Annotated in this window: 19 protein-coding genes; 8 read left to right on the plus strand and 11 right to left on the minus strand. The window is 65.1% G+C overall.

Annotation, left to right across the window (positions count from 1 at the left end; genetic code table 11):
• Window position 1 precedes the first annotated feature (1 nt).
• From SxD43FB_RS14340 to SxD43FB_RS14350, 3 genes are read right to left on the minus strand one after another with little or no spacing between them, the layout of a single operon-like run.
• Window positions 2–1,264, minus strand: coding sequence for an acetyl-CoA hydrolase/transferase C-terminal domain-containing protein (locus SxD43FB_RS14340; protein ID WP_096062782.1), 1,263 nt, complete (start codon window positions 1,262–1,264; stop codon window positions 2–4).
• Window positions 1,261–2,154: a CoA ester lyase gene (locus SxD43FB_RS14345; RefSeq protein ID WP_096062783.1), complete on the minus strand. Its 894-nt coding sequence runs from the start codon at window positions 2,152–2,154 to the stop codon at window positions 1,261–1,263. Before SxD43FB_RS14345 ends, SxD43FB_RS14340 begins: the two co-directional genes overlap by 4 nt.
• 14 nt (window positions 2,155–2,168) lie before the next feature.
• Entirely contained in the window at window positions 2,169–3,335 is a 1,167-nt protein-coding gene (locus SxD43FB_RS14350) for an acyl-CoA dehydrogenase family protein (protein ID WP_096062784.1), read from the minus strand.
• Window positions 3,336–3,516: 181 nt separating this feature from the next.
• Here SxD43FB_RS14350 and SxD43FB_RS14355 point away from each other — a divergent pair, with 181 nt between their 5' ends.
• Both SxD43FB_RS14355 and SxD43FB_RS14360 read left to right on the plus strand, forming a co-directional pair.
• Window positions 3,517–4,707 carry a CoA transferase gene (locus tag SxD43FB_RS14355; RefSeq protein ID WP_096062785.1) on the plus strand — a complete coding sequence of 397 codons (1,191 nt, stop codon included), beginning with the start codon at window positions 3,517–3,519 and terminating at the stop codon, window positions 4,705–4,707.
• 198 nt (window positions 4,708–4,905) lie between these two features.
• The gene (locus tag SxD43FB_RS14360) at window positions 4,906–6,303 is read left to right on the plus strand and encodes an aromatic ring-hydroxylating dioxygenase subunit alpha (RefSeq protein ID WP_096062786.1); all 1,398 of its coding nucleotides are present in this window, start codon (window positions 4,906–4,908) and stop codon (window positions 6,301–6,303) included.
• Window positions 6,304–6,553: 250 nt separating this feature from the next.
• Here SxD43FB_RS14360 and SxD43FB_RS14365 read toward each other — a convergent pair whose 3' ends face one another.
• On the minus strand, window positions 6,554–7,468 hold the full coding sequence (locus SxD43FB_RS14365; protein ID WP_096062787.1) for an acyl-CoA dehydrogenase family protein: 915 nt from the start codon (window positions 7,466–7,468) through the stop codon (window positions 6,554–6,556).
• Entirely contained in the window at window positions 7,468–8,613 is a 1,146-nt protein-coding gene (locus SxD43FB_RS14370) for an acyl-CoA dehydrogenase family protein (RefSeq protein WP_096062788.1), read from the minus strand. The genes SxD43FB_RS14365 and SxD43FB_RS14370 overlap by 1 nt, the downstream gene beginning before the upstream one ends.
• Window positions 8,614–8,730: 117 nt before the next feature.
• Here SxD43FB_RS14370 and SxD43FB_RS14375 point away from each other — a divergent pair, with 117 nt between their 5' ends.
• The 3 genes from SxD43FB_RS14375 to SxD43FB_RS14385 all read left to right on the plus strand — a co-directional run bounded on the left by SxD43FB_RS14375 (window position 8,731) and on the right by SxD43FB_RS14385 (window position 11,277).
• Complete coding sequence (locus SxD43FB_RS14375) at window positions 8,731–9,051, plus strand: non-heme iron oxygenase ferredoxin subunit (protein WP_037475401.1); 321 nt, start codon at window positions 8,731–8,733, stop codon at window positions 9,049–9,051.
• Between the two features lie 76 nt (window positions 9,052–9,127).
• Complete coding sequence (locus SxD43FB_RS14380) at window positions 9,128–10,336, plus strand: acyl-CoA dehydrogenase family protein (protein WP_096062789.1); 1,209 nt, start codon at window positions 9,128–9,130, stop codon at window positions 10,334–10,336.
• A complete protein-coding gene (locus SxD43FB_RS14385; RefSeq protein ID WP_096062790.1) occupies window positions 10,333–11,277 on the plus strand; it encodes an acyl-CoA dehydrogenase in 945 nt (314 codons plus the stop codon). The genes SxD43FB_RS14380 and SxD43FB_RS14385 overlap by 4 nt, the downstream gene beginning before the upstream one ends.
• A gap of 4 nt (window positions 11,278–11,281) precedes the next feature.
• Here the strand turns inward: SxD43FB_RS14385 and SxD43FB_RS14390 are convergent, their stop codons facing one another.
• Window positions 11,282–12,295, minus strand: a complete 1,014-nt coding sequence (locus SxD43FB_RS14390; RefSeq protein ID WP_096062791.1) for an aldo/keto reductase — start codon at window positions 12,293–12,295, stop codon at window positions 11,282–11,284.
• Window positions 12,296–12,461: 166 nt separating this feature from the next.
• On the opposite strand from SxD43FB_RS14390, the gene SxD43FB_RS14395 reads away from it, so the two are divergent.
• Genes SxD43FB_RS14395 through SxD43FB_RS14405 form a run of 3 tightly spaced genes read left to right on the plus strand, consistent with a single transcriptional unit; the run spans window position 12,462 to window position 16,046 of the window.
• Window positions 12,462–13,373, plus strand: coding sequence for a dienelactone hydrolase family protein (locus tag SxD43FB_RS14395; protein WP_096062844.1), 912 nt, complete (start codon window positions 12,462–12,464; stop codon window positions 13,371–13,373).
• Window positions 13,374–13,382: 9 nt separating this feature from the next.
• Window positions 13,383–14,642: a CoA transferase gene (locus SxD43FB_RS14400; protein WP_255245739.1), complete on the plus strand. Its 1,260-nt coding sequence runs from the start codon at window positions 13,383–13,385 to the stop codon at window positions 14,640–14,642.
• A gap of 15 nt (window positions 14,643–14,657) precedes the next feature.
• Entirely contained in the window at window positions 14,658–16,046 is a 1,389-nt protein-coding gene (locus SxD43FB_RS14405) for an amidohydrolase family protein (RefSeq protein ID WP_096062792.1), read from the plus strand.
• Here the strand turns inward: SxD43FB_RS14405 and SxD43FB_RS14410 are convergent.
• From SxD43FB_RS14410 to SxD43FB_RS14430, 5 genes are all read right to left on the minus strand, one after another.
• Window positions 15,968–16,933, minus strand: coding sequence for an enoyl-CoA hydratase/isomerase family protein (locus tag SxD43FB_RS14410; RefSeq protein ID WP_255245740.1), 966 nt, complete (start codon window positions 16,931–16,933; stop codon window positions 15,968–15,970). The genes SxD43FB_RS14405 and SxD43FB_RS14410 overlap by 79 nt on opposite strands.
• 71 nt (window positions 16,934–17,004) lie before the next feature.
• On the minus strand, window positions 17,005–18,570 hold the full coding sequence (locus tag SxD43FB_RS14415; RefSeq protein WP_096062846.1) for a right-handed parallel beta-helix repeat-containing protein: 1,566 nt from the start codon (window positions 18,568–18,570) through the stop codon (window positions 17,005–17,007).
• 79 nt (window positions 18,571–18,649) lie between these two features.
• Window positions 18,650–20,287: an FAD-dependent oxidoreductase gene (locus SxD43FB_RS14420; protein WP_096062794.1), complete on the minus strand. Its 1,638-nt coding sequence runs from the start codon at window positions 20,285–20,287 to the stop codon at window positions 18,650–18,652.
• A 193-nt stretch (window positions 20,288–20,480) separates the two neighbouring features.
• Window positions 20,481–20,741 carry a hypothetical protein gene (locus SxD43FB_RS14425; protein WP_069064094.1) on the minus strand — a complete coding sequence of 87 codons (261 nt, stop codon included), beginning with the start codon at window positions 20,739–20,741 and terminating at the stop codon, window positions 20,481–20,483.
• Window positions 20,742–20,955: 214 nt separating this feature from the next.
• On the minus strand, window positions 20,956–21,627 hold the full coding sequence (locus SxD43FB_RS14430) for an SDR family NAD(P)-dependent oxidoreductase (RefSeq protein ID WP_096062795.1): 672 nt from the start codon (window positions 21,625–21,627) through the stop codon (window positions 20,956–20,958).
• Between the last annotated feature and the right edge of the window lie 10 nt (window positions 21,628–21,637).

Raw genomic sequence — 21,637 nt, forward strand, 5'->3', positions numbered from 1 at the left:
GTCAAAATCCCCTTTGCGTGATGACATGGGCGGCCCGGTCCAATTCATCGCGGAAGTCTGGATGGGCGATGGCGATCAGGCGGCGGGTGCGTTCGGCAAGGCTTTGCCCCTTGAGTTCGGCCGCGCCATATTCGGTGACGATCACGTCCACGTCGGTGCGAGCGGTGGTGACCGGGCCGGAAAGTTGGGCGACGATCTTGCTGAGCGTGCCGCCCTTGGCCGACGCTGACAACGCGATGATCGAGCGGCCACCGGGCGAGCGCGCTCCCGCGCGGACGAAATCGACCTGCCCGCCCGTGCCGCCCAGATAGACCGCGCCCGATTGTTCGGCATTGACCTGTCCGGTCAAATCCACCTCCAGCGCGCTATTGATCGTGACCAGGCGCGAGAGGCGACCCAGTATCGCGGCATCATGGGTGTAGCTGGTCGCGCACATGCGGATGGCCGGGTTGCGATGCGCCCAGTCGTAGAGGCGCTTCGTGCCGATGAGCGCGCCATTGATCGAGACGCCGGGGTCGACCTCCTTGCGGGCGTTGGTGATGACGCCAGCTTCGACCAGTTCGACAAGGCCATCGCCCAACATGCCGGAATGGACGCCCAGATCCTTGCGGTCATGCAACAGCCGCAGGATCGCATCGGGCACAGCCCCAACCCCAGTCTGGATCACCGCGCCGTCGCCGATATAGGCGGCACAGTGGCGGGCGATAGCTTCGTCGATAGGGCCGATGGCGGCGGGGGCGACTTCGACAGGTGGACGGTTGACAGGGATGGCGACGTCGATGGCGGATGCGGGAATGGTTTCGCCGGGCGTGAAGGGGACAGCTTCGTTGATTTCGGCGATGACGACCCGCGCCTTGTCGACGGCGGCGCGGACATAATCGCTGATCAGGCCGCAGCTATGATTGCCCTGCTCATCCGCTGGGCTGACCTGGATCAGGGCCACGTCGCAGGGTATGACCCCGGCGGTGATCAGCGGGCCGACCTGGCTCACATGGACGGGAATGACCTGGAGCCTGCCTGCCTTGGTCATGGACCGCAGCGCACCGATCGCGCCCATGCTGGATAGGGCGAAGCTGTCGGCGGTGGCGGGGGTGAAGAGGCCCGAAAAACTGGTAGCGATGAAGGCGGACAGGCCCGGAATATCGCGGCCCTGGTCGATCAGCGCCTCGACCAGGGTGGTGGGTTCGCCACAGGCCTGGCCGATGACGATATGGTCACCGGCCTTTAAGTGTACAGCGAAGCGGACACTGGTTTCGCTTTTCACAATCGTCCTACTTGTCGGAGTAAATGCTCGGCGCGGCTGAGATGGGGACGATCGAGCATCCCGCCCTTATAGCCGATCGCCCCGACGCCCGGATTTTTCGCAAATATATCAACCACTTCAAGCGCGTGCGCGATTTCTTCCTCAGTGGGCGTGAAGGCGGCGTTGATCACATCGACCTGCGCGGGATGGATTGCCAGCATGCCGCGATAGCCATCGCGCCGTACTTTTTCCGCGCGGGCCTTCAACCCTTCGAGATCACGGAAATCGCCCTGGATCGTTTCGATCGCCATCACACCGGCGGCCGCTGCGCCGAGCAGGCACATCGACCGCGCCAGTTCATAGGTGAAGCCATAGCTGCCGTCGTCATTGCGGTTATTGCTGGCGCCGATCGAATCGGCCAGATCCTCCGCCCCCCAGGTGAGCGCGACGACGCGCGGCGCGCCCCTATAATCGCCCGTATGGAACATGGCTTTCGCGGTTTCGGTGACCAGCACGATCAGCGGGGTCGAGCCTTCATCAATGCCATTGGCGACTTCAAGCGCGGAGAGATAATGGTCGAGCCGCTCCACATCCTGCCGCCCATCGACTTTGGGCAGCATGATGCCGCCGGGCCGGGCGGGCATGATCGCGGCGAGATCGAGCAGTGTATAGGGACCGTCGAGCGGATTGACCCGGACCCACAAACGGTCCCGGCCTTCGGGACGGCTGGCGAGACAATCATGGACCAGCTGGCGCGCCAGCACCTTATTTTCGGTCGTGACGGCATCTTCCAGATCGAACAGCGCGATGTCCGCCGCGCTGTCGGCGGCCTTTGCCATCTTCTTCTCGCTATCGCCCGGCGCGAACAGCCAGGAGCGCATCTTGATCGAGAGGGTGGCGGGGGTGGACATGATCTTCTCTCCGGTCAGTAGGATTTGGGCAAGTCCAACACTTTTTCGGCGAGAAAGTTAAGGATCATATGCGGACTGACCGGCGCGGTGCGTGGAATCAGCACTTCGCGCAGCAGCCGTTCGACATGATATTCCTGGGCATAGCCCATGCCACCCAGCGTCAGCATGGCGGTATGGCAGGCCTCAAACGCAAATTCGGCGGCGAGATATTTGCCGGCGTTCGCTTCAACGCCACATTCTTCACCCTTGTCGAATTTGGTCGCGGCCTGCATCACCATCAGATTGGCGGCTTCCAGCTGTGCCCAGCATTTGGCGAGCGGGTGCTGGATGCCTTGATTCATGCCGATCGGCCGGTCGAACACGATGCGTTCGCGGGCATAGCGGGCGGCACGCTGGATCGCGTTGCGGCCAATGCCCACCGCTTCGGCCGCGAGTAAAATGCGTTCGGGGTTCAGCCCTTTCAGAATGATGCGGAAGCCCTGCCCCTCCTCGCCGATGCGGTCCTCTTCGGGGATGAAGAGGTCGTTGATGAACAGCATGTTGGAGCCGACCGCATGACGGCCCATCTTCGGGATCAGCTGATGCTCGATTCTATTGCGGTCGAGCTTGGTATAGAAAAGCGACAGGCCGTGGGTCTTGATCTCCACGTCATCGATCGGCGTCGTCCGCGCTAGCAGCATCATCCGGTCGGCGACATGCGCGTTGGTGATCCAGATTTTTTCGCCATTGACGCGATAGCCGCCCGCCTCGCGCACGGCGCGGGTCTTGAGCTTGGTCGTGTCCAGCCCGGTATTGGGCTCAGTGACGGCAAAACACATTTTTTCCGCGCCCGACAGGATCGGCGGGATCATGCGCTGCTTCTGTTCCTCGGTGCCGAACAGGTCGATGGGTTCGAGGCTGAATACCGGGCCATGGATGGTGGAGGCCGCCGTCATGCCGCCGCCCGCTTCGGCCACCGCCTGCATCATGATGGCCGCTTCGGTGATGCCAAGGCCCGCGCCGCCCACCGATTCCGGCATGGCGACGCCCAGCCAGCCCGCCTGCGCCATCGCGGTATGAAACTCGACCGGATATTGGGCATCCCGATCGCGCGCGAGCCAATAATCGTCGCTGAACTGGCTGCATTGGGCCAGCACGGCGTCGCGAATATTCTGCTGGTCGTCGGTAAAGGCAAAATCCACGTTTCTGGTCCCGATTGCCGCAAGGGGCGGTCCTGATTGTCGGCCTTTTGGGTATCAGCGAGGAATAAGGCGCACAATCGAACGGCTGTTCAACATTCGACATATCGGTGGGGCGAAGTGGTTGGCCATGGCTTCGCCGCGCCGCCTGTCCTAGCCCGACGGCATGGAACAGGAGAGAGACATGGGCGAGCCAAAGGGCCATGGTGGGCCGCTGACAGGCGTGCGGGTGGTCGATCTGACCGCGATGGTCTTTGGCCCCTATGCGACGCAGATCATGGCCGATATGGGCGCAGACGTCATCAAGGTGGAGCCGCCGGGCGGTGGCGACCAGACCCGCTATATCAATGGTGGCAATGCGCCGGACCTGGGCGGCGTGTTCACCAACGTCAATCGCGGCAAGCGCAGCATCGTGCTGGATCTGACGCGCGAAGCGGACAAGGATGTGCTGCGCGCGCTGATCGCGACAGCCGATATCTTCATCCATTCGATGCGGGGCAAGGCGATCGCGCGGCTGGGGTTCGATTATGCAGCGGTCAGGGCGATCAAGCCCGACATCGTCTACACCAATTGCTATGGCTATAGTCGGCGCGGGCCGGAGGCGGACAAGCCGGCCTATGACGATACCATCCAGGCCGAATGCGGCATCCCGCATCTACAGGCGCTGATGACCGGCAAGCCCGATTTCATGGCGACGATCATTGCCGACAAGGTGGCAGGGCTGACCGGCCTGTACGCGACCATGATGGCGCTGTTCCACCGCGAGCGCACCGGCGAGGGGCAGGAGGTGGAAGTCGGCATGTTCGAAACGATGGCCGCCTTCATGCTGACCGAACATGCAAGCGGCGCGATGTTCGATCCGCCGACCGGCCCCGCCCATTATCACCGCGTCGTCGCGCGCAACCGCAAACCCTATGCGACCAAGGACGGGCATATCGCGGCGCTGGTTTATAATGACAAGCATTGGAACGCCTTTATCGGCGCGGTGGAGCCGGAATGGGCGAGCGAAGAGTTCGACAGCCTGCCCAAGCGGGCGAAGCAGATCGACCGCGTCTATGGCTTGCTGGGTGGGACATTCGCGCAGCGCACGACGCAGGAATGGCTGGATTTGCTGGCGTCGCTGCATATCCCCGCCGCGCCATTGCGGACGACGGATGAACTGTTCGAGAATGACCATCTGAACGCCATCGGCTTTTTTGAAACGGTGGAGACGGAGCATGGCGCGGTCCGCTTTCCGGGCGTTCCGACCTGGTTTTCCGCAACACCGGGGAAGGTCGCTGGCGGTGCGCCGGGGCTGGGCGCGCATGGGGATGCGGTGCGGGGGGAATTACGCCATTCCTCCCCTGGCAGGGGAGGTGGCAGGGCGCAGCCCTGACGGAGGGGTGTCACGCTATCGATAACGCGACACCCCTCCACCACGCGCTTCGCGCGCGGTCCCCCTCCCCTTACAGGGGAGGATTTTTATGGATTTCCACCGCCACGGCGATGATGCGGGGTGCCCGCCCGATCCGTCTTGAACCCCCCTCCCCAGCCTTTACCCTTCGCCCTCAAAGCTAATAGCGGACAGGGTGACATGGCAGAGGATTTGGCAGCGACAACATCGGTTCCGTTCGAGATTACCGATCCCGAACGCATCCCGACGCCGCGCTATTATGACGAAGCATTCTACAAGCGCGAGTGCGAAGAGCTTTGGCCACATGTCTGGCAGATGGCGTGCCGCGTGGAGCAGGTGCCCGAAGTCGGCGACTGGATCGAATATAGCAATCTTGGCCAATCGGTCATCATCGTGCGGACCAAGGATGGCATTCGCGCCTTCCACAATGCCTGCCGCCATCGCGGCGTGCCGCTGACCGAGGGGAACCATGGCAATTGCAAGGGCAAGGGGTTCATCTGCCCCTTCCATGGCTGGCGCTGGAATATCGAGGGGAAAAACACCTTCGTCTATGGCCGCCATCTGTTCAGCGAGGGGCAGTTGGACGAAGCCGATCTGGCGCTGCGCCCGTGCCGCAGCGAAATCGAGATGGGCTGCGTGTTCATCAATTTCGATGATGATGCGCCAGGATTCCGACAGCAATTGGGGCCGCTGGCGGCGGGTCTGGACGCCTATAATGCCGACAAGATGCGCGCCGAATGGCAATTCGCCACGGTGCTGCCTGCCAACTGGAAGACTGCGATGGAAGCCTTCATGGAGGGCTATCATGTCATGCGCACGCACCCGCAGCTTCAGCAGAAGGTGCCGATCCTCTATAATATGATGTATGGCATGGACACGGGCGGGATCGGCGTGCCGATCAACCCCAACCGGTCGATGCGCGACAATATCGTCGATCAGGTCGACCATCTGCAACTGTTGAGCGATGGCATGGCGGGCATGTGCCACGCCAAGGATGTGGCGGTGGCGCGCACGCTGATCGACGTCGAATTGCCCGACGATCCGGGCCAGGCGATCATGCAGTGGTTCGGCACGCTCAACCATTGCGTGACGCAGGCGGGGCTGGCGCGGGGCGAACCGGCGCCCGACCTCAATCACATCGCGGTCAATACGCCGGTCAAGGCGGTGGAGTTCATCTTCCCCAATTATTTCCTGCTGCCGTTCCTGTCGAGCATGGCAGCCTATCGCATCCGCCCGCTGGGACCGGAAAGCTGCATGTTCGAGCTATGGTCGCTAACCCACTTCCCCGAAGGTCAGGAGCCGCCACCAGTGATGGAGGCCGTGACGCTGCCCTATGACAGCGATCAGTTCCCGATGATCCCGCGTCAGGATTACAGCAACATCCCGATCCAGCAGAAGGGGCTGCACGCGCAGGGCTTTGATTTCATGCGGTTATCGAAAGAGATTGAGGGGCTGATTTCCAACTATCAGCGGATCATCGACGGCTATCTAAAGGGCGTGGAGCCGGAGAAGCTGAGCGCGGCGACGCAGAAGCTGGCGGGGAATTTCGACGGGCCGATACTGGATCTGGGGTTCTGAGGCGTACGGCGAGCCGATAGCGGGGTAGGAAAGGCGCGCAACCGCGCTCCTTTCCTGCTACAAGGTAGCGATGAATAGCCGAACTATCTGGTGGCGTCGGGCAGGCATAGGATTTGCTAGCCTTATAGTGTTGCAAGCCATCGCAGAAAGGCGGCCGGACCGGCTGCCGATGCTGGGCTTGAGTGTCATGATCTTTGTTGCGGTGATCGGCATAGGCTGGCTGTTTGCCAACAAACGCCGTGGCTAACCTCTACTTCCAGAGCGCTTCCGCCGCAGCAAGCCCCTGCCCGCCCCGTCCGCCAAGGTCGCTGATCAGCGCCTTGAGGCGATAGGTCCATAGGTGCAGCGGATGTTCGAGCGTCACGCCCATCGCGCCGAAAAATTGGTGGAAGTCGTAAACGGTCGCGCGCGCGGATTCCTGGGCATGGAGCGCGGCGAGCGCAGCGTCGCCGGGGTCGAGCGTGGCGGCGGCCTTGAGCGCCAGCCAGCGCACGCCGTTGGCGCGCACCTGCGCTTCCGCCAGCCGGTGGCGCAATGCCTGGAAGGTGGCGAGCGGGCGGCCGAATTGCTGGCGGTCGGTCACATGGGCGACGGTGCTGTCGAGCGCGGCGGCGAGCAGCCCAGCGGCTTCGGCGGCCAGCGCGATGCGCCAGCGGGTGAGGATGTCCTCTACAGAAACGGCATGGCTAATGCGGTCGGCGGGCACGGCGAGTAGCGTGGCCATCGGGTAGCCAAAGAGCGCTTCGGGTTCAGGGCGGACCTGCTCTGCCGTGGCGGTGAAGGTCGAAACGCCGGATCGACCGACAATCAGTACGGTGCCCCCTTCGCGCAGGAAGCGGATGGGGCGGGTCGTACGGCCTTCCTCGACCATGCAAAGCGGGCGCGGCAGATCATCGCCCAGCAGCGGACGGATCAGCGCGCTGGCCGCGGCTTCGACCGTTTGCGGCAGGCGAGCGAGCCGTTCGACCACCAGCGCGGCGGACACTGCACCCAGATCGGGATCGAAACCGATGTCGAGAAATCCACCCTCGGCCAGTTCGCGGTCAAGCTGCGCATCGGGCAGGGCAAAGCCTGCTTCATGCAACGATGCGCCCGCATAGGGCCGGGTTAGCGTGTCGATCGCGTCGAGGATCGCGACCTGATCGTCGGTGAGCGACAGGTCCATCAGCGCGGCTCCCTGGGCAATTTGAGAACATCGGTAGCGATGATGTTGAGCTGGATTTCCGCCGCCCCCGCCGCAATCCCGGCGACGATGCCGCGCTGGTGGTGCATTTTGAGATAGGGGTGCGCGTCGGCAAGCGCTTCGGGCAGGTATTCGACGATGAACTCGCACACGCGCCGCTCGGCCATGACAGTGGCAAAACGCGCGGAGCTGGATTCCGCGCCGATCGCCTCGCCCTTGGCCCGGCGATCGACAATGGCGTAGCTCGCCATGCGGGCGGCTTCGGTGAGGGCTGCCGCATGAGCGGCTTCGATCCTGACCGCTTCGCTGTCGAACCCCCCCTGCTCCTTCAGCACCGCCACGGCACGGTCGAGCGCAGCGCGGGCCAGCGCGTAGCGGGGGATGCCCAGCCGTTCGTTGGTCAGCGAATAGCCGATAATCTCCCACGCCTGGCCCTCATCGCCCAGCCGCGCGGTGACCGGCACGGTCACGTCATCGAAAAACACTTCATGAATATCGCCTTCGCCGATCAGCGAAGGGATTTGGCGGACGGTGATGCCGGGCGTGTCCATCGGCACCAGCAGGATGGAGATGCCGCGCTTGCGATCGTCGCTGGTGCGGCAGACAAGGAAGCAGGTGTCGGCCAACCCCGCATAGCTGGTCCAGATCTTCTGGCCGGTGACGTGATAAAAGTCGCCATCCCGTTCCGCGCGGGTGCGGAGCGAGGCAAGGTCGGAACCGGAGCCGGGCTCGGAAAAGCCCTGGCACCACAGCGCCTTGCCTTCCCCGATCGGCGGCAGATAGCGCGCCTGCTGATCAGGCGAGCCGTAGCGGATCAGCGTCGGGCCGATCCAATTGACGTTCATATATTGGCCGCCGCGCGGTTCGCCCGCGATCCACATTTCTTCGGCAAGGATGGTCTGGTGCCAGGGGTCCAGCCCCTGCCCGCCCAATGCGACCGGCCAATGCGGGATCAGCAAGCCCTGCTCCGCCAGCGTGCCGCAAAATGTTTCGGCATAGCGGGTCAACGCAGGCGAGGCTGGGCCATGCTGCGAGAAACGCTCCCAATCGTCCGGCAGCGTATCGGCCAGCAGCGCGCGCAGCCGGGCGCGGAAGGCCGTTTCCTGATCTGTCCATGCAAAGTCCATGGGCCTGTGATTACGGGATGCCGCAGGGCGAGAATAGACGACCGCTCAAGAGAACGCCCCGGTGATATGGCAAAGGCGGGCTTGGACAAGAGCGGCGGAGCGGTACCATGCACAGGCATGAACACGGACGCCGCCTCTTATATTCCCCTCCTGCCGCTGGCCGATATGCCCGATGGCAGCGTCCTAGCGGTAGAAGCGGCGGGCCGCTCGATCATGCTGTGCCATTTCGAGGGGCGCATCCATGCGCTCGACAATATGTGTTCCCATGCGCAGGAACCGCTGGCGTGCGGGCGGATGCGACTGGGGTGGATCGCCTGCCCGGCGCATGGTGCGCGGTTCGACCTGGAAACGGGCGAGGCGTTGACCGGCCCCGCCAGCGACCCCATCGCCACCTATGCCGTGCGCGTGGTGGACGGGATGATCGAGGTCGCGATCTAGGCCATCGCCTTGGGGATATTGCGGGTACGCCCCTTGCGTGGGGGGCCATATTTGCGACCTAGCAGATGCGTATTTTGTGGAGGCACGGGATTTGAGCGACGCATTGGACGGCTTGCGGCAGGAGGTGCGCGAATGGCTTGCCGTTCATGCGCCAAAGGACTGGCGCGCGCACAGCACGAGCGAAGCCGCCTTTCTCGCCATGCAACGCAGCTGGTTCGCGACGCTGGTGAAGGGCGGTTATGCAATGCCGCATTGGCCCGAAGGTTGGCCGGGCGGCGGGCGATCGCTGGCCGAGCAGAAAGTGATTTACGAGGAGTTTGCGCGCGCCGATACGCCGCGCCTGCTGCTGTCCTTCATGTCCACCTATCATGCCGCATCGACCTTGTTCGAATGGGGCAGCGCGGAACAGCAGCAGCGCTATATCCCCCGCATCCTTGAGGGCGAAATCTGGTGTCAGGGCTTTTCGGAGCCGGGCGCGGGGTCGGACCTTGCCGCATTGCGCACGCGGGCGGAGCGCAAGGGCGATGTCTATGTCGTCAACGGGCAGAAGCTCTGGTCGACCATGGGGCAGTTTGCCGACCAATGCCTGCTGCTGGTGCGGACCAGCAATGAAGGGGTCAAGCAAGCGGGGCTGACCTATTTGCTGCTGGATTTGAAGGCACCGGGCGTCACCGCGCGGCCGATCCATCAGATCCATGGCGACGAGGAATTTGCCGAAATCTTCCTCGACAATGTCGAGATTCCGGTGGCTAATCGACTGGGCGAAGAAGGCCAAGGCTGGGCCGTGGCGCAATCGACCCTGTCGTCCGAGCGCGGACTGACGCTGCTGGAGCTGAGCGCGCGGATGCGTGGGGCGATGTGGCGGATTGCAGACATGATCCGCACGCAACGCCGGGCGGACGATGCGGGGATTTTGCGCGACCTGGGCAAGCTGGCATCGAAAATCGACGCGACCTGCGCGGTTGCCGACCAGTTCCTGGCCAATCGCATTGCCGGGCTGGAACTGGTTGGCGACGCCTCCATCGTCAAGCTCGCCTATTCACGCACGCTGCGCGACTTTACGGCGCTGGGGCTGCGGATCGGCGGGCTGGACGCGCAATATCACGCGCCGATCACCTTTGGCGGCGGCATGGAAACGGGCAACTGGATGGCCGATTTCATGAACAGCTATGCCTGGACGATCGCGGGCGGCAGCGACGAAGTGCAGCGCAACATCATCGCCGAACGGCTGCTGGGAATGCCGCGCGAACCCAAAAGCTGGACGGTGAAGGAGAGCGCGGCATGAGCATGACGCGGAGCGAATTGCAGGACGCAGCCGCCAAGGCATTCGACGGCGACCTGCCCCCCGATGCGGCGCAGAGCTGGACCCTGATCACCGACATGGGATGGCTGATGATGGCCGTCCCGGAGGATCAGGGCGGGCTTGGGCTGGGCCGCGAGGCGGTGGGGGTGATCCATCAGGCGCTGGGGCGGACATTGGTGGCGGGGCCGACGATCGCGCAGATGTTGGTGATCGAGGCGCTGAGCGGCACGGCGCAGGACGAGCTACTGGGCCGGGCGATGGCGGGCGAGGTGATGACGGCGTCGCTGGCTGACGGGTTGACCGCCATGCCGGATGCCGACCGGGCCAGCCATCTGCTGTTTATCGAGCCGGAGCGGATAGCGTTGCTGCCGACGCAGGGCCGTGGCCTCACGGCGCGGGCGACGTGGGACAAGACGCGGCGGCTGTTCGATGTCGATGCCGGTGAGCAACAAGGCATAGTGCTGGCGCGAGGGGAAGCGGCGGTAGCGCTGGGTAATCGCCTGTCCGCCCTGCGCAGCCTGGCGCTGGCGGCCGACAGCCTGGGCGGAGCGGATGCCGCATTGCGCATGACGATCGACTATCTCGAAACGCGGCGACAGTTCGGCCGGCCGCTGGCACTGTTCCAGGCGCTCAAGCACCGCGTTGCCGACATGAAGACCGCGCTGGTGGCGGCGGAAGCGCTCTTCTGGGCGCGGGCCGACGACCCCGATGCCGACGCGATCAGCATGGGCGCGATGAAGGCTCATGCCGCCGGCGTCTATCGCCTGATCGCCGAGGAAGCGATCCAGCTCCATGGCGGCATCGGCCTGACCATGGAGCATCCTTGTCACCTGTTCCTCAAGCGCGCGACGCTGAACGCCGCGCTGGGCGGCGACGCGGACCATTGGGAGGAAGCCGCCGGGCGGCGCATGCTCGCCGCCTGACGCCTCAGGCCATCGGTTCGCCGTCCCAGGTTTCGGTATCCACCTGCGCCTGCGCGGAGCGCTGATAGCGCGGGCCGGACACCGCTTCGAAGGTGAACAGCGCGTCTACCGCCGCCAGCGTATCGGCCGACAGGTCGAGCGTCAGCGTCGCCATATCCTCGTCGAGATGGACGGTGCTGGTCGTGCCGGGGATCGCGACCACCCAGGGACGGCGCGACAATACCCAAGCGAGGCTAAGCTGCGCCATGGTGCAGCCAGCGTCCGCCGCGATCGTGCCAAAGGCGGCGGCCAGGTCCATATTCCGCTCGAAATGGGGCGATTGGAAACGCGGCATGGCGGCACGGATGTCCCCTTCCGGCACGCCGTCCGCGCCGACCCCGCCCGCCAGCACGCCGCGCGCAACCGGCGAGAAGGCGACGAAGGCGACTCCCAGCTCCCCACAGGCATCCAGCACCGCGACTTCGGCATTGCGGGTCCAGGGCGAATATTCAGTCTGCATCGCCGCGATCGGATGCACCGCATGGGCACGGCGCAGCGTCGCGGCGGACATTTCGGATAAGCCGATCGCACCAATCTTGCCCGCTTCGACGGCACGGACGAGCGCACCCACCGACTCCTCGATCGGGACATTGGGGTCCAGCCGGTGGAGATAATAGAGGTCGATATGCTCGACCTGGAGCCGCCGCAGCGAATCTTCCAGCGTCGCGGTAATGGCCGCTGGCGATCCGTCGATCCCACGCTGCCCGTCCTTGCCGCCCAACACGCATTTGCTGGCCAGCGTGAAGGCATCGCGCCGGTGCATCAACGTGCGGCCCAGCAATTCCTCGTTCGCGCCGAACCCATAGAGCGCAGCGGTATCGAAGAAATCGACGCCGATATCGAGCGCATGGCGCAGCAACCGCTCGGCCTGTTGCGCGTCGGGCCGGGGCAGATAGGCGTGGCTCAGATTCATACAGCCAAGGCCGATGGCCTTGACCGTAAAGGGGCCGATGGTGCGGGGCGAGGGCAATAGGCTCATGAGCGAGGCGTTATCCTGTGTCCGTTGGCGTGGCCCTCCCCTTAGCGGGCGATCATGCTCCGGGCCAGCGGGGCGATAAGGTTGCACCATGATGCACAGCCTATTGGCTTGGCGCGGAAAGGCGGCGATAGTCGGCGGCAGGGGCTTGGAACGGAAGGATAGTGCGATGACGCAGGACGCAGGCAATGGAGACAGGATGGGAGCGGCCGCCTTTCCGCGCGCGGTGCTGGACCTGTTCGACGCCTATGTGCATGGCGCGATCGACCGGCGCGGCTTCCTTAGTCAATGCGCGCTGCATGTCGGCGGCACCGTGGCGGCTACCGCGACACTGGCAGCGCTCAGCCCCGATTTCGCGCGCGGGCAGGTGATCAAGCCCGACGATAAGCGGATTGCGATCACCCATGTCGATATCGCGTCCCCCGATGGCCATGGCACGGTGCGCGCCTATGTCACGCGGCCCGCGGCAAAGAAGGACGCAAAGCTGCCGGTCATCATCGTCGCGCATGAAAATCGCGGGCTCAATCCGCATATCGAGGATATTGCGCGGCGGCTCGCGGTCGATGGCTATATGGCGGTCGCGCCCGATGCGCTGACGACGATCGGCGGCTATCCGGGGGATGAGGATAAGGCGCGCACCGCTTTTGCTACGCTGGATCGCAACAAGATCGGCGAGGATTTCGTCGCGGCCGCCACCTATGCCCGGACCATGGCGGGCAGCAATGGCAAGATCGCTACAGTAGGCTTCTGCTTTGGCGGCTGGATCGCCAATATGCTGGCGACGCGGATACCCGACCTGCGCGCGGCGGTGCCTTTCTATGGCAGCCCCCCGACGCTGGCCGATGTGCCCAAGATCAAGGCGGAACTGCTGATCCATTATGGCGGCAATGATGTCCGCACCAACGCGGCCTGGCCCGATTATGAGGCTGCGTTGAAACAGGCCGGGGTGCGCTACACCGCCCATATCTATGATGGCGCCGAACATGGGTTCAACAATGATACCACGCCGCGTTTCGACAAGGCGGCAGCGGACCTGGCCTGGGCGCGGACGCTGGCCCTGTTTCGCCGGACGCTTGGCTGAGCCGCCTTCGTGACAGGTGCCGCCACGACCTATGCGCATAGGCTGCTGGCGCAATTGGGGCTGGAGGCTATTGCGCTGGATGGCCGGGCCGACCCTGCGCCGCTGGCCTGGCGGCGCGCGGGGCTGATGGCGGTGACGGGCCGCGCCGATGGCCCGGCGCTCGTCTGCCCCGCGGCGCTGGCCAGCGCGGCCGACGGCGTGATGATGGCCCTGCGCGCTATTGCACCGGACAAATCCTGGCCGCTTAACGGCGCGCTGCTGCTGGGCGAGCGGGCGCGATTGCTGGGCCTAACGCGCGGGGGACGGCTGTCGGCCAACCGGTCCTGCCGATTGATACGGGTCGCCGATGGCGAGGTCGCGCTCAACCTGGCGCGGGAGGCGGACCGCGACCTGCTGCCCATCCTGCTCGCTGACCATAAGGCCGACCTGTCGGACTGGGCCGCGATAGAGCGCGCAGCCGCCGGGTGTGACAGCGGGACACTACTGGCGCGCGGGATAGAGATGAACATGGCCATCGCTGCCGTGGTGCCGCCCTGCCCCCCTGCCCGGCTCTTCCCGATCCTTCGATCCGCCCGCGCCGCGCCTGATCGCCCGCCCTTGGTTGTCGATCTGTCCTCGCTCTGGGCCGGTCCCTTGTGCGGATCGCTGCTGGCGCTGGCGGGCGCGCAGGTGATCAAGGTCGAGAGCCGAACCCGGCTCGACGGGGCGCGGTTCGGACATGGCGGTTTCTACGACCTGCTCAATGCGGACAAGGCGAGCGTCACGCTCGACTTTCATGACGCGGCGGACCGTGGGGCGCTGGCCGCGCTGGTTGCACAGGCTGACATCGTGATCGAGGCCTCGCGCCCCCGTGCGCTGCGCCAATTGGGGATCGATCGCGACGCCGAAGTGGCGCGCGGCGCGATCTGGATCGGTATCACCGCGCATGATGATCCTGACCGGATCGGCTTTGGCGACGATGCGGTGGTGGCGGGTGGCCTAGCGGCGATCATGGCCGAGGGATGGGGCGAAGCGCTGTTCGCGGGCGATGCCATCGCCGATCCGCTGACGGGGCTGCATGCCGCGCTCGCCGCGCTGGTGGCATGGCGACAGGGGCAGGCCGGGCTGATCGCGCTGTCGCTGGCGGGCACCACGGCGTTCGCCTGCCATGCGGGCCTTGCGTCCCCTGCCCTACTGCGCGACTGGCAGGCGCAGGCACAAGCCGACGATGCGCCGCTTTATCCTTTGCGCGCCTGTCGGCACGGCGGCGGTGCCGGGTGCGGACAATGACCGGGTGCTGGCATCATGCTGATCCGTGATGCGGAAATGGACGGCCAGCGCTACGATATCCGCCTGGCCGATGGCGTGATAGCGGCTATGGCCCCTGCCCTGCCCGCGCTGCCCGACGAGCCGACGCTCGATGCGCGTGGCGGCGCGCTGCTGCCGGGGCTGCATGATCATCATATCCATCTGAACGCCACGGCGGCTAGCCTGATGTCCGTGCGTTGCGGCCCGCCGGATGTGCGGGATGCGGCAGGCCTAATCGCTGCCCTGCATCACGCACCTGGCGACGACTGGCTGCGCGGTGTGGGCTATCATGCCAGTGTGGCGGGGGAGATCGACCGGCAATGGCTCGACCGCAACGGCCCCGCCCGCCCCGTCCGCATCCAGCATCGCAGCGGGCGGATGTGGATCTTCAACAGCCTGGCGCTGCGCGAACTGGGTGACGGCGCGTCTGCCGATGGTCGGCTGATCGACGGCGATGCCTGGCTGCGCGGCCGCCTGCCCGTGACGCCGCTCGACCTGCGGCCTGTCGGCGATCGGCTCGCCGCGCTGGGCGTCACCGGGCTGACCGAGGTCACGCCGCGCAATGACCGGGCGGATTATCTGCGCTATGCGCAGGCGGGCCTGCCGCAACATCTGCTGGTGATGGGTGGCCCCAAGCTGGATGATGCGCCGCCGGTCGGCCTGGCCAGCCGGGGCGCGGTAAAGCTCCATTATCACGACCATGACCTGCCGCCGCTCGACCATCTCGTTGCGGAGGTTGCACGCGCGCACGGTGCTGGCCGCCCCGTCGCGTCGCATTGCGTGACCCAGGCCGAACTGGTCGTCACCCTCGCCGCGATCGCGGAAGCAGGCGCGATGGTCGGCGACCGGATCGAACATGCGGCGATCGTGACGCCCGACAATGCCGATTGGATGGCGCGGCTGGGGCTGGTCGCGGTGTCGCAACCCCATTTCATCGCCGAGCGGGGCGATGCCTATCGCCGCGACGTGGCCGCCGAGGATCGGCGCTGGCTCTATCGCCTGCGTGGCCTGCGTGCGGCGGGCGTAGGGCTGGCGGCGGGCAGCGACGCGCCCTTTGGCGGATTAAACCCTTGGGCGTCGATGGCCGCCGCCGTGCAGCGCCCCGATGACCTTGGCCCCAACGAGGTGCTGACGCCCGAAGAGGCGCTAGCGCTCTATACCGGGCAGCCCCACGCCCCCGCCATGCCGCGCAAAATCACCATCGGAGAACGCGCCGACCTGTGTCTGATCGATCGCAACTGGGCCGCCGCCCGCGCCGATCTGGCCGCCGTGACCGTGCGCGCGACATGGGTGGCGGGCCGCCTTGTCTATGGCACGATCGCGTCCACCAATCCCCATTTAAGCGCCAGCGATGCCGGGATGCGCCGCATCGACAGCGCCATATAGGCCGTCTTCTGCCGCCCGATCCGGCGCGGCAGGCTGACCGTTCCCCCGGCCCCCGGCAGCAAGCCATATTTGAGTTCGGGCAACTGGAACCAGCTATCCGCCCGCGCCTCGACCCGCCCGGCAAAGGCGGCCATCTCCACCCCTGCCCCCACCACCGCGCCATGGACATGGGCCGTCACGCGCGGCGCAAGCTGTGCGAGCAGGGTGGCGGGCAGGCGTAGCGTGCGGACCCAATGGGCTTCGGCCACGTCATGGCTGAGACCGAATTCCGCGACATCGCCGCCGACCGAAAAACAGCGCCCCGCGCCCGACAGGTGGATGGTCGTGATCGCCGGATCGAGCAGAGCAACACGCAAAACTTCATACAGGGCATCGCGCATCGCGACATTGATCGCGTTGAAGCTGGCCGGACGGTTGAGGCGCAGCGTTAATCGACTGCCGTCCATCTCCACGATCACTGGTGGCTCCGCCTCGTCAGGGCGCGACGGTGCAGCAGGAGCGCCCGCCCGCCACGCCAGAAATTCTCCACCGCGCTGGATCGTCGCGAAGGCCAGGCTCTCGGCCGTCAGCGCCGCGGCCATCGGCAATTGTTCGCTCAAGCGCAATTGCTGCACCAGCAGCATCGCCGCAAAGGGCCGCGCCGCGACATTGGCGATGATCGCCGCCAATCCCGCCTCGTCCGCCAGCACGACATCGCAGGCACCCGCCAACGGCCCGACGCCGATGCCGATGACTGGACAAGGCAGCCCCCGCAACCAGTCCGCCAGCCCGGCATCGCTCCCCGTCAGCGTGAAGGCGAGGCAGGGCCGCCCACTGCGCGGGCCGAAATCCTCCGGCGCTGGGTGGCTTGCCGCCAGCGTAGCCAGCGCGTCTGCGCTCAGGATCATCGCTGCCTTGTTCCCCCCGCTGTCCATGCGCAGGATTATAGGGGGATCAGCCCGCGACGCCAGCCTGTCCGCTATCGCCGCGCCTCGACGAAGGATGTCTGCATCGGCTCCAGCGGGACAACCGGCGCGCCCAGTTCACGGGCCAGCATCTGTTCCATCCAGCCGCGATGGCGGACCATGAAGGCGGCAAAGCCATCGGGGTTCGCTGGATCGAACATAGGCACCGCCCAGTCGACCTCCGGCGGCGCATAGTCGGGCTGCATCACGCCCTTCTCATCCTGCGGCGGGTCGATATGGCGGCCGAGATAACGGTTGCCCTGGAAACGGATATGCGTGGCGGGACCAAAGCCCGGCTCGATCAGATAATCCGGCCCGTTGCGGCCGACCTCATGGCCGTAGCGCACCGTGCCTGCCACCGCGAAGACATTGTTGCGGAAGCGGACGTCGCTGGCCCAGCCATCCCATTGGGTGGCGATCACCATCTGTATGTCCTGCTTCGGGCCGACATGGACGACATTGCCCTCGATCAGGACATCGGCGACCGTGCCCGCCAATTGGAAGGCACGGGTGCCGTCGTTGCGGCTGACATTGGACCGCGCCACCGTGCCGCGATTGCCCAGATTGTCCTGATCGCTACGCTTTGGCGAACAGACGAGCAGGAAGCCGCCCGCATTATCATGGCTATAATTATAGGCGATCGTCGTGCGCCGCGAATTGAAGTCGGAATCGAACCCCTGCCCGTCATAGCGGGTGCGGGTAAAGGCAGCCTCGTTGAACTGAATGAGGCTATGGTCGGTGCTCCATTGCCAGATCGCAGCGGTGTAGCCCGGCGCGCGGCTGCCCGCATAGCGCACGATATTATGCTCGATCAGTGCCCCGTCCGTGCCGCGCGGGACGATGCCGTCGCCGCCGACATCCTCGACCAGATTGTCGCGGATCACCACCCCGGCACTGGGAAACCAGCGCGCCTTCGTCACCTGGTCGCTGATCCCGGCAATGCCCGACCGGTCGACGCGCCAGACGATGTTGCGCTCGATGCGGATATCCTCGAACCGGGTCGGTCGCTTCGGGCCGAGCGCGCTGTAGACGATGCCGCCATTATCCTTGCGGTCGTTGGTGCCGCGCACGTCATGAATATACATGTCGCTGATGCGGATGCCGCGCGTCACCCCGCTGTCCTGCGCCGACACCAGCACGCCAAAGCGCGACCCGGCGGGCGGGCCGTCATTGGTGACCTCCAAACCGCTGATCCGAACATATTCGGCGTTCAGGATGGCGACGCCATGCGCGGCGACCCCGCCCGCGTCGATACGCGGGCGCTGGCCCATGCCGGTCGGCCCGACCGTGATCGGCGCATCCTTGCGGCCCGACCGGGTGATGACCAGCGGCTCCTTCCACACCGATCCTGCCGCCAGCAGGATATGATCGCCCGGTTGCAAGGACGTAGCCTTGATCCGCCCCAGCGACCGCCAGGGCGCAGTGGCAGACCCGGCATTGCTGTCCTGCCCCAGATTGGCGTCGATATAATAGGTCGCCGCCTGCGCAGCGGTTGCGCCCGTCGCGAGCAGCCACGCCGCCAGCATCAGCGCACCCGATCGGCGGCCGATCTTCAATTTTCCGTCCCGTAATAGCGGCATGCGTCCCCTGTCCCACAGCATTGATTCCCATTCTGGCAGACCCGGAATAGATCGATGCTGAACGACGGGCGACGCGCCCTTAGCCCGTCATCCCGCCGCTGCGTTCGCCCGCATCCTTGCCCGCCAGATAGCCGAACACCATGGCCGGGCCGAGCGTTCCACCGGCGCCGCCATATGTCATCCCCATGGGCGACGCCATCGCGTTCCCCGCGCAATACAGCCCCTCGATAACCACGCCGTCGACATTGAGGACGCGCGAGCGCGTATCGGTCAACGGACCGCCCTTGGTCCCCAGCGCGCCCGACTTCACTTCGATCGCATAATAGGGTCCATCGCCCAGCGGTCCCAGCGTCGCGCGCTTGTCTCCGCGCCAGCGCGGGTCGCCCCACCACAGGTCGTTATTCGCTTCGCCCCTTTGAAAATCGGGATCATCGGCCTGTTCGGCATGACGATTGAACCGGGCCACCGTCTTTTCGAGGCCTTCGGGATCAATGCCCACCCGTTCCGCCAACGCGCGCAGCGTCGGCGCGCCCGGCACCCATTGCGGCGGTGTCGCCCCCGCCTCGAAACTGTCGGTCAGACCGCCGACGAGGAACGGATAATGGCCATAGAAGGCGGCGTTGAAGATGAACCAGCAGGGCAGGTTGGCATAGGTGAAGGCGCTGACATCCTGCTCATGGAAAGCCGCGCCGAACGCATTGTAATTGGACGCTTCATTGGTGAATCGCTTGCCTTTGCGATTGACCATCAGCCCGCCGGGCATGGTCCGTTCATAGGTGAAAAGCTGGCGCCCCATGCTGTTGAGGTCAGTCGGCACCTCGATCACCGGCATCCACCAGGCTTCGCGCATATTGCCCAGCATCGCGCCGACCCGCATCGCCATTTTCAGACCATCGCCGCTATTGGTCGGCACCGACACCGGATGCGTCATCGGTCCACGGGTGAAGGCCCGCACCAGATCCTTGTTCCATTCAAAGCCGCCGGTCGCGATCACGACATTGGGCGCATGGGCGGTGCTGCCATCCTCGAACCGCACCCCGGCCACGGCCGCGCCGTTCATGATCAGTTCCATTGCGCGCTTTCCGGTTTGGGGTTCAATGCCCCGGTCGAGGCAGGCTTTCATCAACCGCCCGACCAATGCCGCCCCCATGCCGCGTGCATCGACCGCGCGCCGTTGTGCCTTTACCTCTGGACTGGCGGGCTGGGGCACGGGCTGGCCTAGCGTCGTTTCACCGACGGTCTTGGTGTAGTCGGGATAATAAGGCGACGCCTCCATCCGGTCGGACCAGTCGCCCAGCTCCTGATAGGGGAAAGGCGGACATTCCAGCGTCCGCCCGCCGGTGCGCTTGGCGCCGGGAAATTCGGAATGATAATCGGGGAAATCGGGAATGCTGTAGAAATGGACCGGCGTGCGGGCCTCCAGAAAGCGGATCATGTCCGCGCCTGTATCCACGAAGGTTTCGGCCATCGCCGGGTCGATCATGCCATGCGAGAGGGCGCTCAGATAGGTCAGCGCCTCTTCCCGGCTGTCGGTCCGGCCCTTGGCCATATGGGGATGATTGGGTATCCAGATCTGCCCACCGGACCAGGCCGACGTGCCGCCGATCTTGTCTGATTTCTCGAACACAGCGACCCGCGCGCCATATTCATGGGCCGTCACGGCCGCCGTCAGCGCCGCCGCGCCCGACCCCAGCACGATCACGTCGATGTCGTTCATCGCCCTTCCCTCCCCTATCTTTTGTCCCGTCATTCTCGTCTTCCAACGGCGCGGGGCAACTAGCGATAGTGGCAAGAGGGCGCGCGGGCCTTTACCCAAATGCGCGACGGCGGGGATGCCCATCATAGGATGGACAACGCCCGCCGTCAGGATGGTCGGCCGCCGGATCGGGCGGCCGCCGGGCCGGAGACATTCAGCGCTGTGCGAGCTGGACCGTCGGCTTGTGGCTGATGGTGAGGCCGGCCTGCGCCCATTCTTCCTTCGACTGGCAGGTGGTGACGGGGATCAGCGATCCGGTCACGACTTCCTTGAAGCAATAGCGCTCGGTCTTCTGGTCGTAGCGGACCTTGGCCTGGCCATAGGTGCCGGTGGGCTGGGCGAAAGCGGGGGTGGCAGCGGCCGAAACGGCGATGGTGGCGGCGGCAATGGCGGCGACAAAAGCGATGGTCTTCATGATGTTTCTCTTTCCCTGAACAATGTGTGGCGATCCGTTGTGAATCATGCCGACAGCATTGCAGGGAGCGTGCCAATTCCAAAAAGCGCCGAAAAATAGGCGCTTTCGCCGCACCAATACGGAATTAAGTGTCATAATTTTACCGCATATTGGTAAAATATCCGATAGGTTTGGACATTTTTCATCTTCGGTTCACATTAAGCGCCCCAGCATCTCAAACCCGACCCGTCACCGGGATCAGCGCGCCCGTAATCGCGTCCGCAGCGGGCGACAGGAGGAAAGCTGCCACCCCCGCCAGCTGCGTCGGGGTTACCCAGTTTCCAAAGTCCGCGTCGGGCATGTCGGCACGATTGGCCGGTGTGTCGAGGATGCTGGGCAGGATCGCATTGACTCGCACCCCCTGCGCTTTCACCTCTTCCGCCAGCGCTTCGGTCAGCCGGGCGACGCCGGACTTGGACGCGGCATAGGCCCCCATCCCTGCCGCCGCCTTCGTGGCCGCCGCCGCGCCGATATTGACGATCGCGCCGCGGCTGGCGGTGAGCAGCGGCAACAGGGCGCGGCTGGCGATCAGCGCCGTGCGGACATTCATGGCATAGAGCCTGTCCCAGGTCGCGACGCTGCCGTCCGCCACCGTTTCCCAGGCAAAGCCGCCCGCGATATTCACCAACCCGTCGAGCTGGCCCAACTCGTCCGAAATCCGCGCGGCTGCCCCGGCCATCGCCGCTTCATCGGTCAGGTCGATCCCACCCAGCGCCAGCGCAACGCCGTCCGCAGCGACCTCGCCCAGATCGATGCCCACGACCGTCCAACCGGCAGCCCCCAATATCTCGACCGTCTTGCGCCCCAATGCGCCCGCCGCGCCGGTTATCGCCACTATGCCTGTCATTGCCCTGCCC

This window comes from Sphingobium sp. D43FB (genome assembly GCF_002312805.1).
Taxonomy (GTDB): domain Bacteria; phylum Pseudomonadota; class Alphaproteobacteria; order Sphingomonadales; family Sphingomonadaceae; genus Sphingobium.

What these genes read in the sequence shown, in the direction of transcription:
- SxD43FB_RS14345 (WP_096062783.1), bottom strand. Translation starts at nt 2,154, where the DNA reads ATGTCCACCCCCGCCACCCTCTCGATCAAGATGCGCTCCTGGCTGTTC.
- SxD43FB_RS14355 (WP_096062785.1), top strand. Translation starts at nt 3,517, where the DNA reads ATGGGCGAGCCAAAGGGCCATGGTGGGCCGCTGACAGGCGTGCGGGTG.
- SxD43FB_RS14360 (WP_096062786.1), top strand. Translation starts at nt 4,906, where the DNA reads ATGGCAGAGGATTTGGCAGCGACAACATCGGTTCCGTTCGAGATTACC.
- SxD43FB_RS14365 (WP_096062787.1), bottom strand. Translation starts at nt 7,468, where the DNA reads ATGGACCTGTCGCTCACCGACGATCAGGTCGCGATCCTCGACGCGATC.
- SxD43FB_RS14370 (WP_096062788.1), bottom strand. Translation starts at nt 8,613, where the DNA reads ATGGACTTTGCATGGACAGATCAGGAAACGGCCTTCCGCGCCCGGCTG.
- SxD43FB_RS14375 (WP_037475401.1), top strand. Translation starts at nt 8,731, where the DNA reads ATGAACACGGACGCCGCCTCTTATATTCCCCTCCTGCCGCTGGCCGAT.
- SxD43FB_RS14385 (WP_096062790.1), top strand. Translation starts at nt 10,333, where the DNA reads ATGAGCATGACGCGGAGCGAATTGCAGGACGCAGCCGCCAAGGCATTC.
- SxD43FB_RS14390 (WP_096062791.1), bottom strand. Translation starts at nt 12,295, where the DNA reads ATGAGCCTATTGCCCTCGCCCCGCACCATCGGCCCCTTTACGGTCAAG.
- SxD43FB_RS14395 (WP_096062844.1), top strand. Translation starts at nt 12,462, where the DNA reads ATGACGCAGGACGCAGGCAATGGAGACAGGATGGGAGCGGCCGCCTTT.
- SxD43FB_RS14405 (WP_096062792.1), top strand. Translation starts at nt 14,658, where the DNA reads ATGCTGATCCGTGATGCGGAAATGGACGGCCAGCGCTACGATATCCGC.
- SxD43FB_RS14410 (WP_255245740.1), bottom strand. Translation starts at nt 16,933, where the DNA reads ATGATCCTGAGCGCAGACGCGCTGGCTACGCTGGCGGCAAGCCACCCA.
- SxD43FB_RS14415 (WP_096062846.1), bottom strand. Translation starts at nt 18,570, where the DNA reads ATGCCGCTATTACGGGACGGAAAATTGAAGATCGGCCGCCGATCGGGT.
- SxD43FB_RS14420 (WP_096062794.1), bottom strand. Translation starts at nt 20,287, where the DNA reads ATGAACGACATCGACGTGATCGTGCTGGGGTCGGGCGCGGCGGCGCTG.
- SxD43FB_RS14425 (WP_069064094.1), bottom strand. Translation starts at nt 20,741, where the DNA reads ATGAAGACCATCGCTTTTGTCGCCGCCATTGCCGCCGCCACCATCGCC.
- SxD43FB_RS14430 (WP_096062795.1), bottom strand. Translation starts at nt 21,627, where the DNA reads ATGACAGGCATAGTGGCGATAACCGGCGCGGCGGGCGCATTGGGGCGC.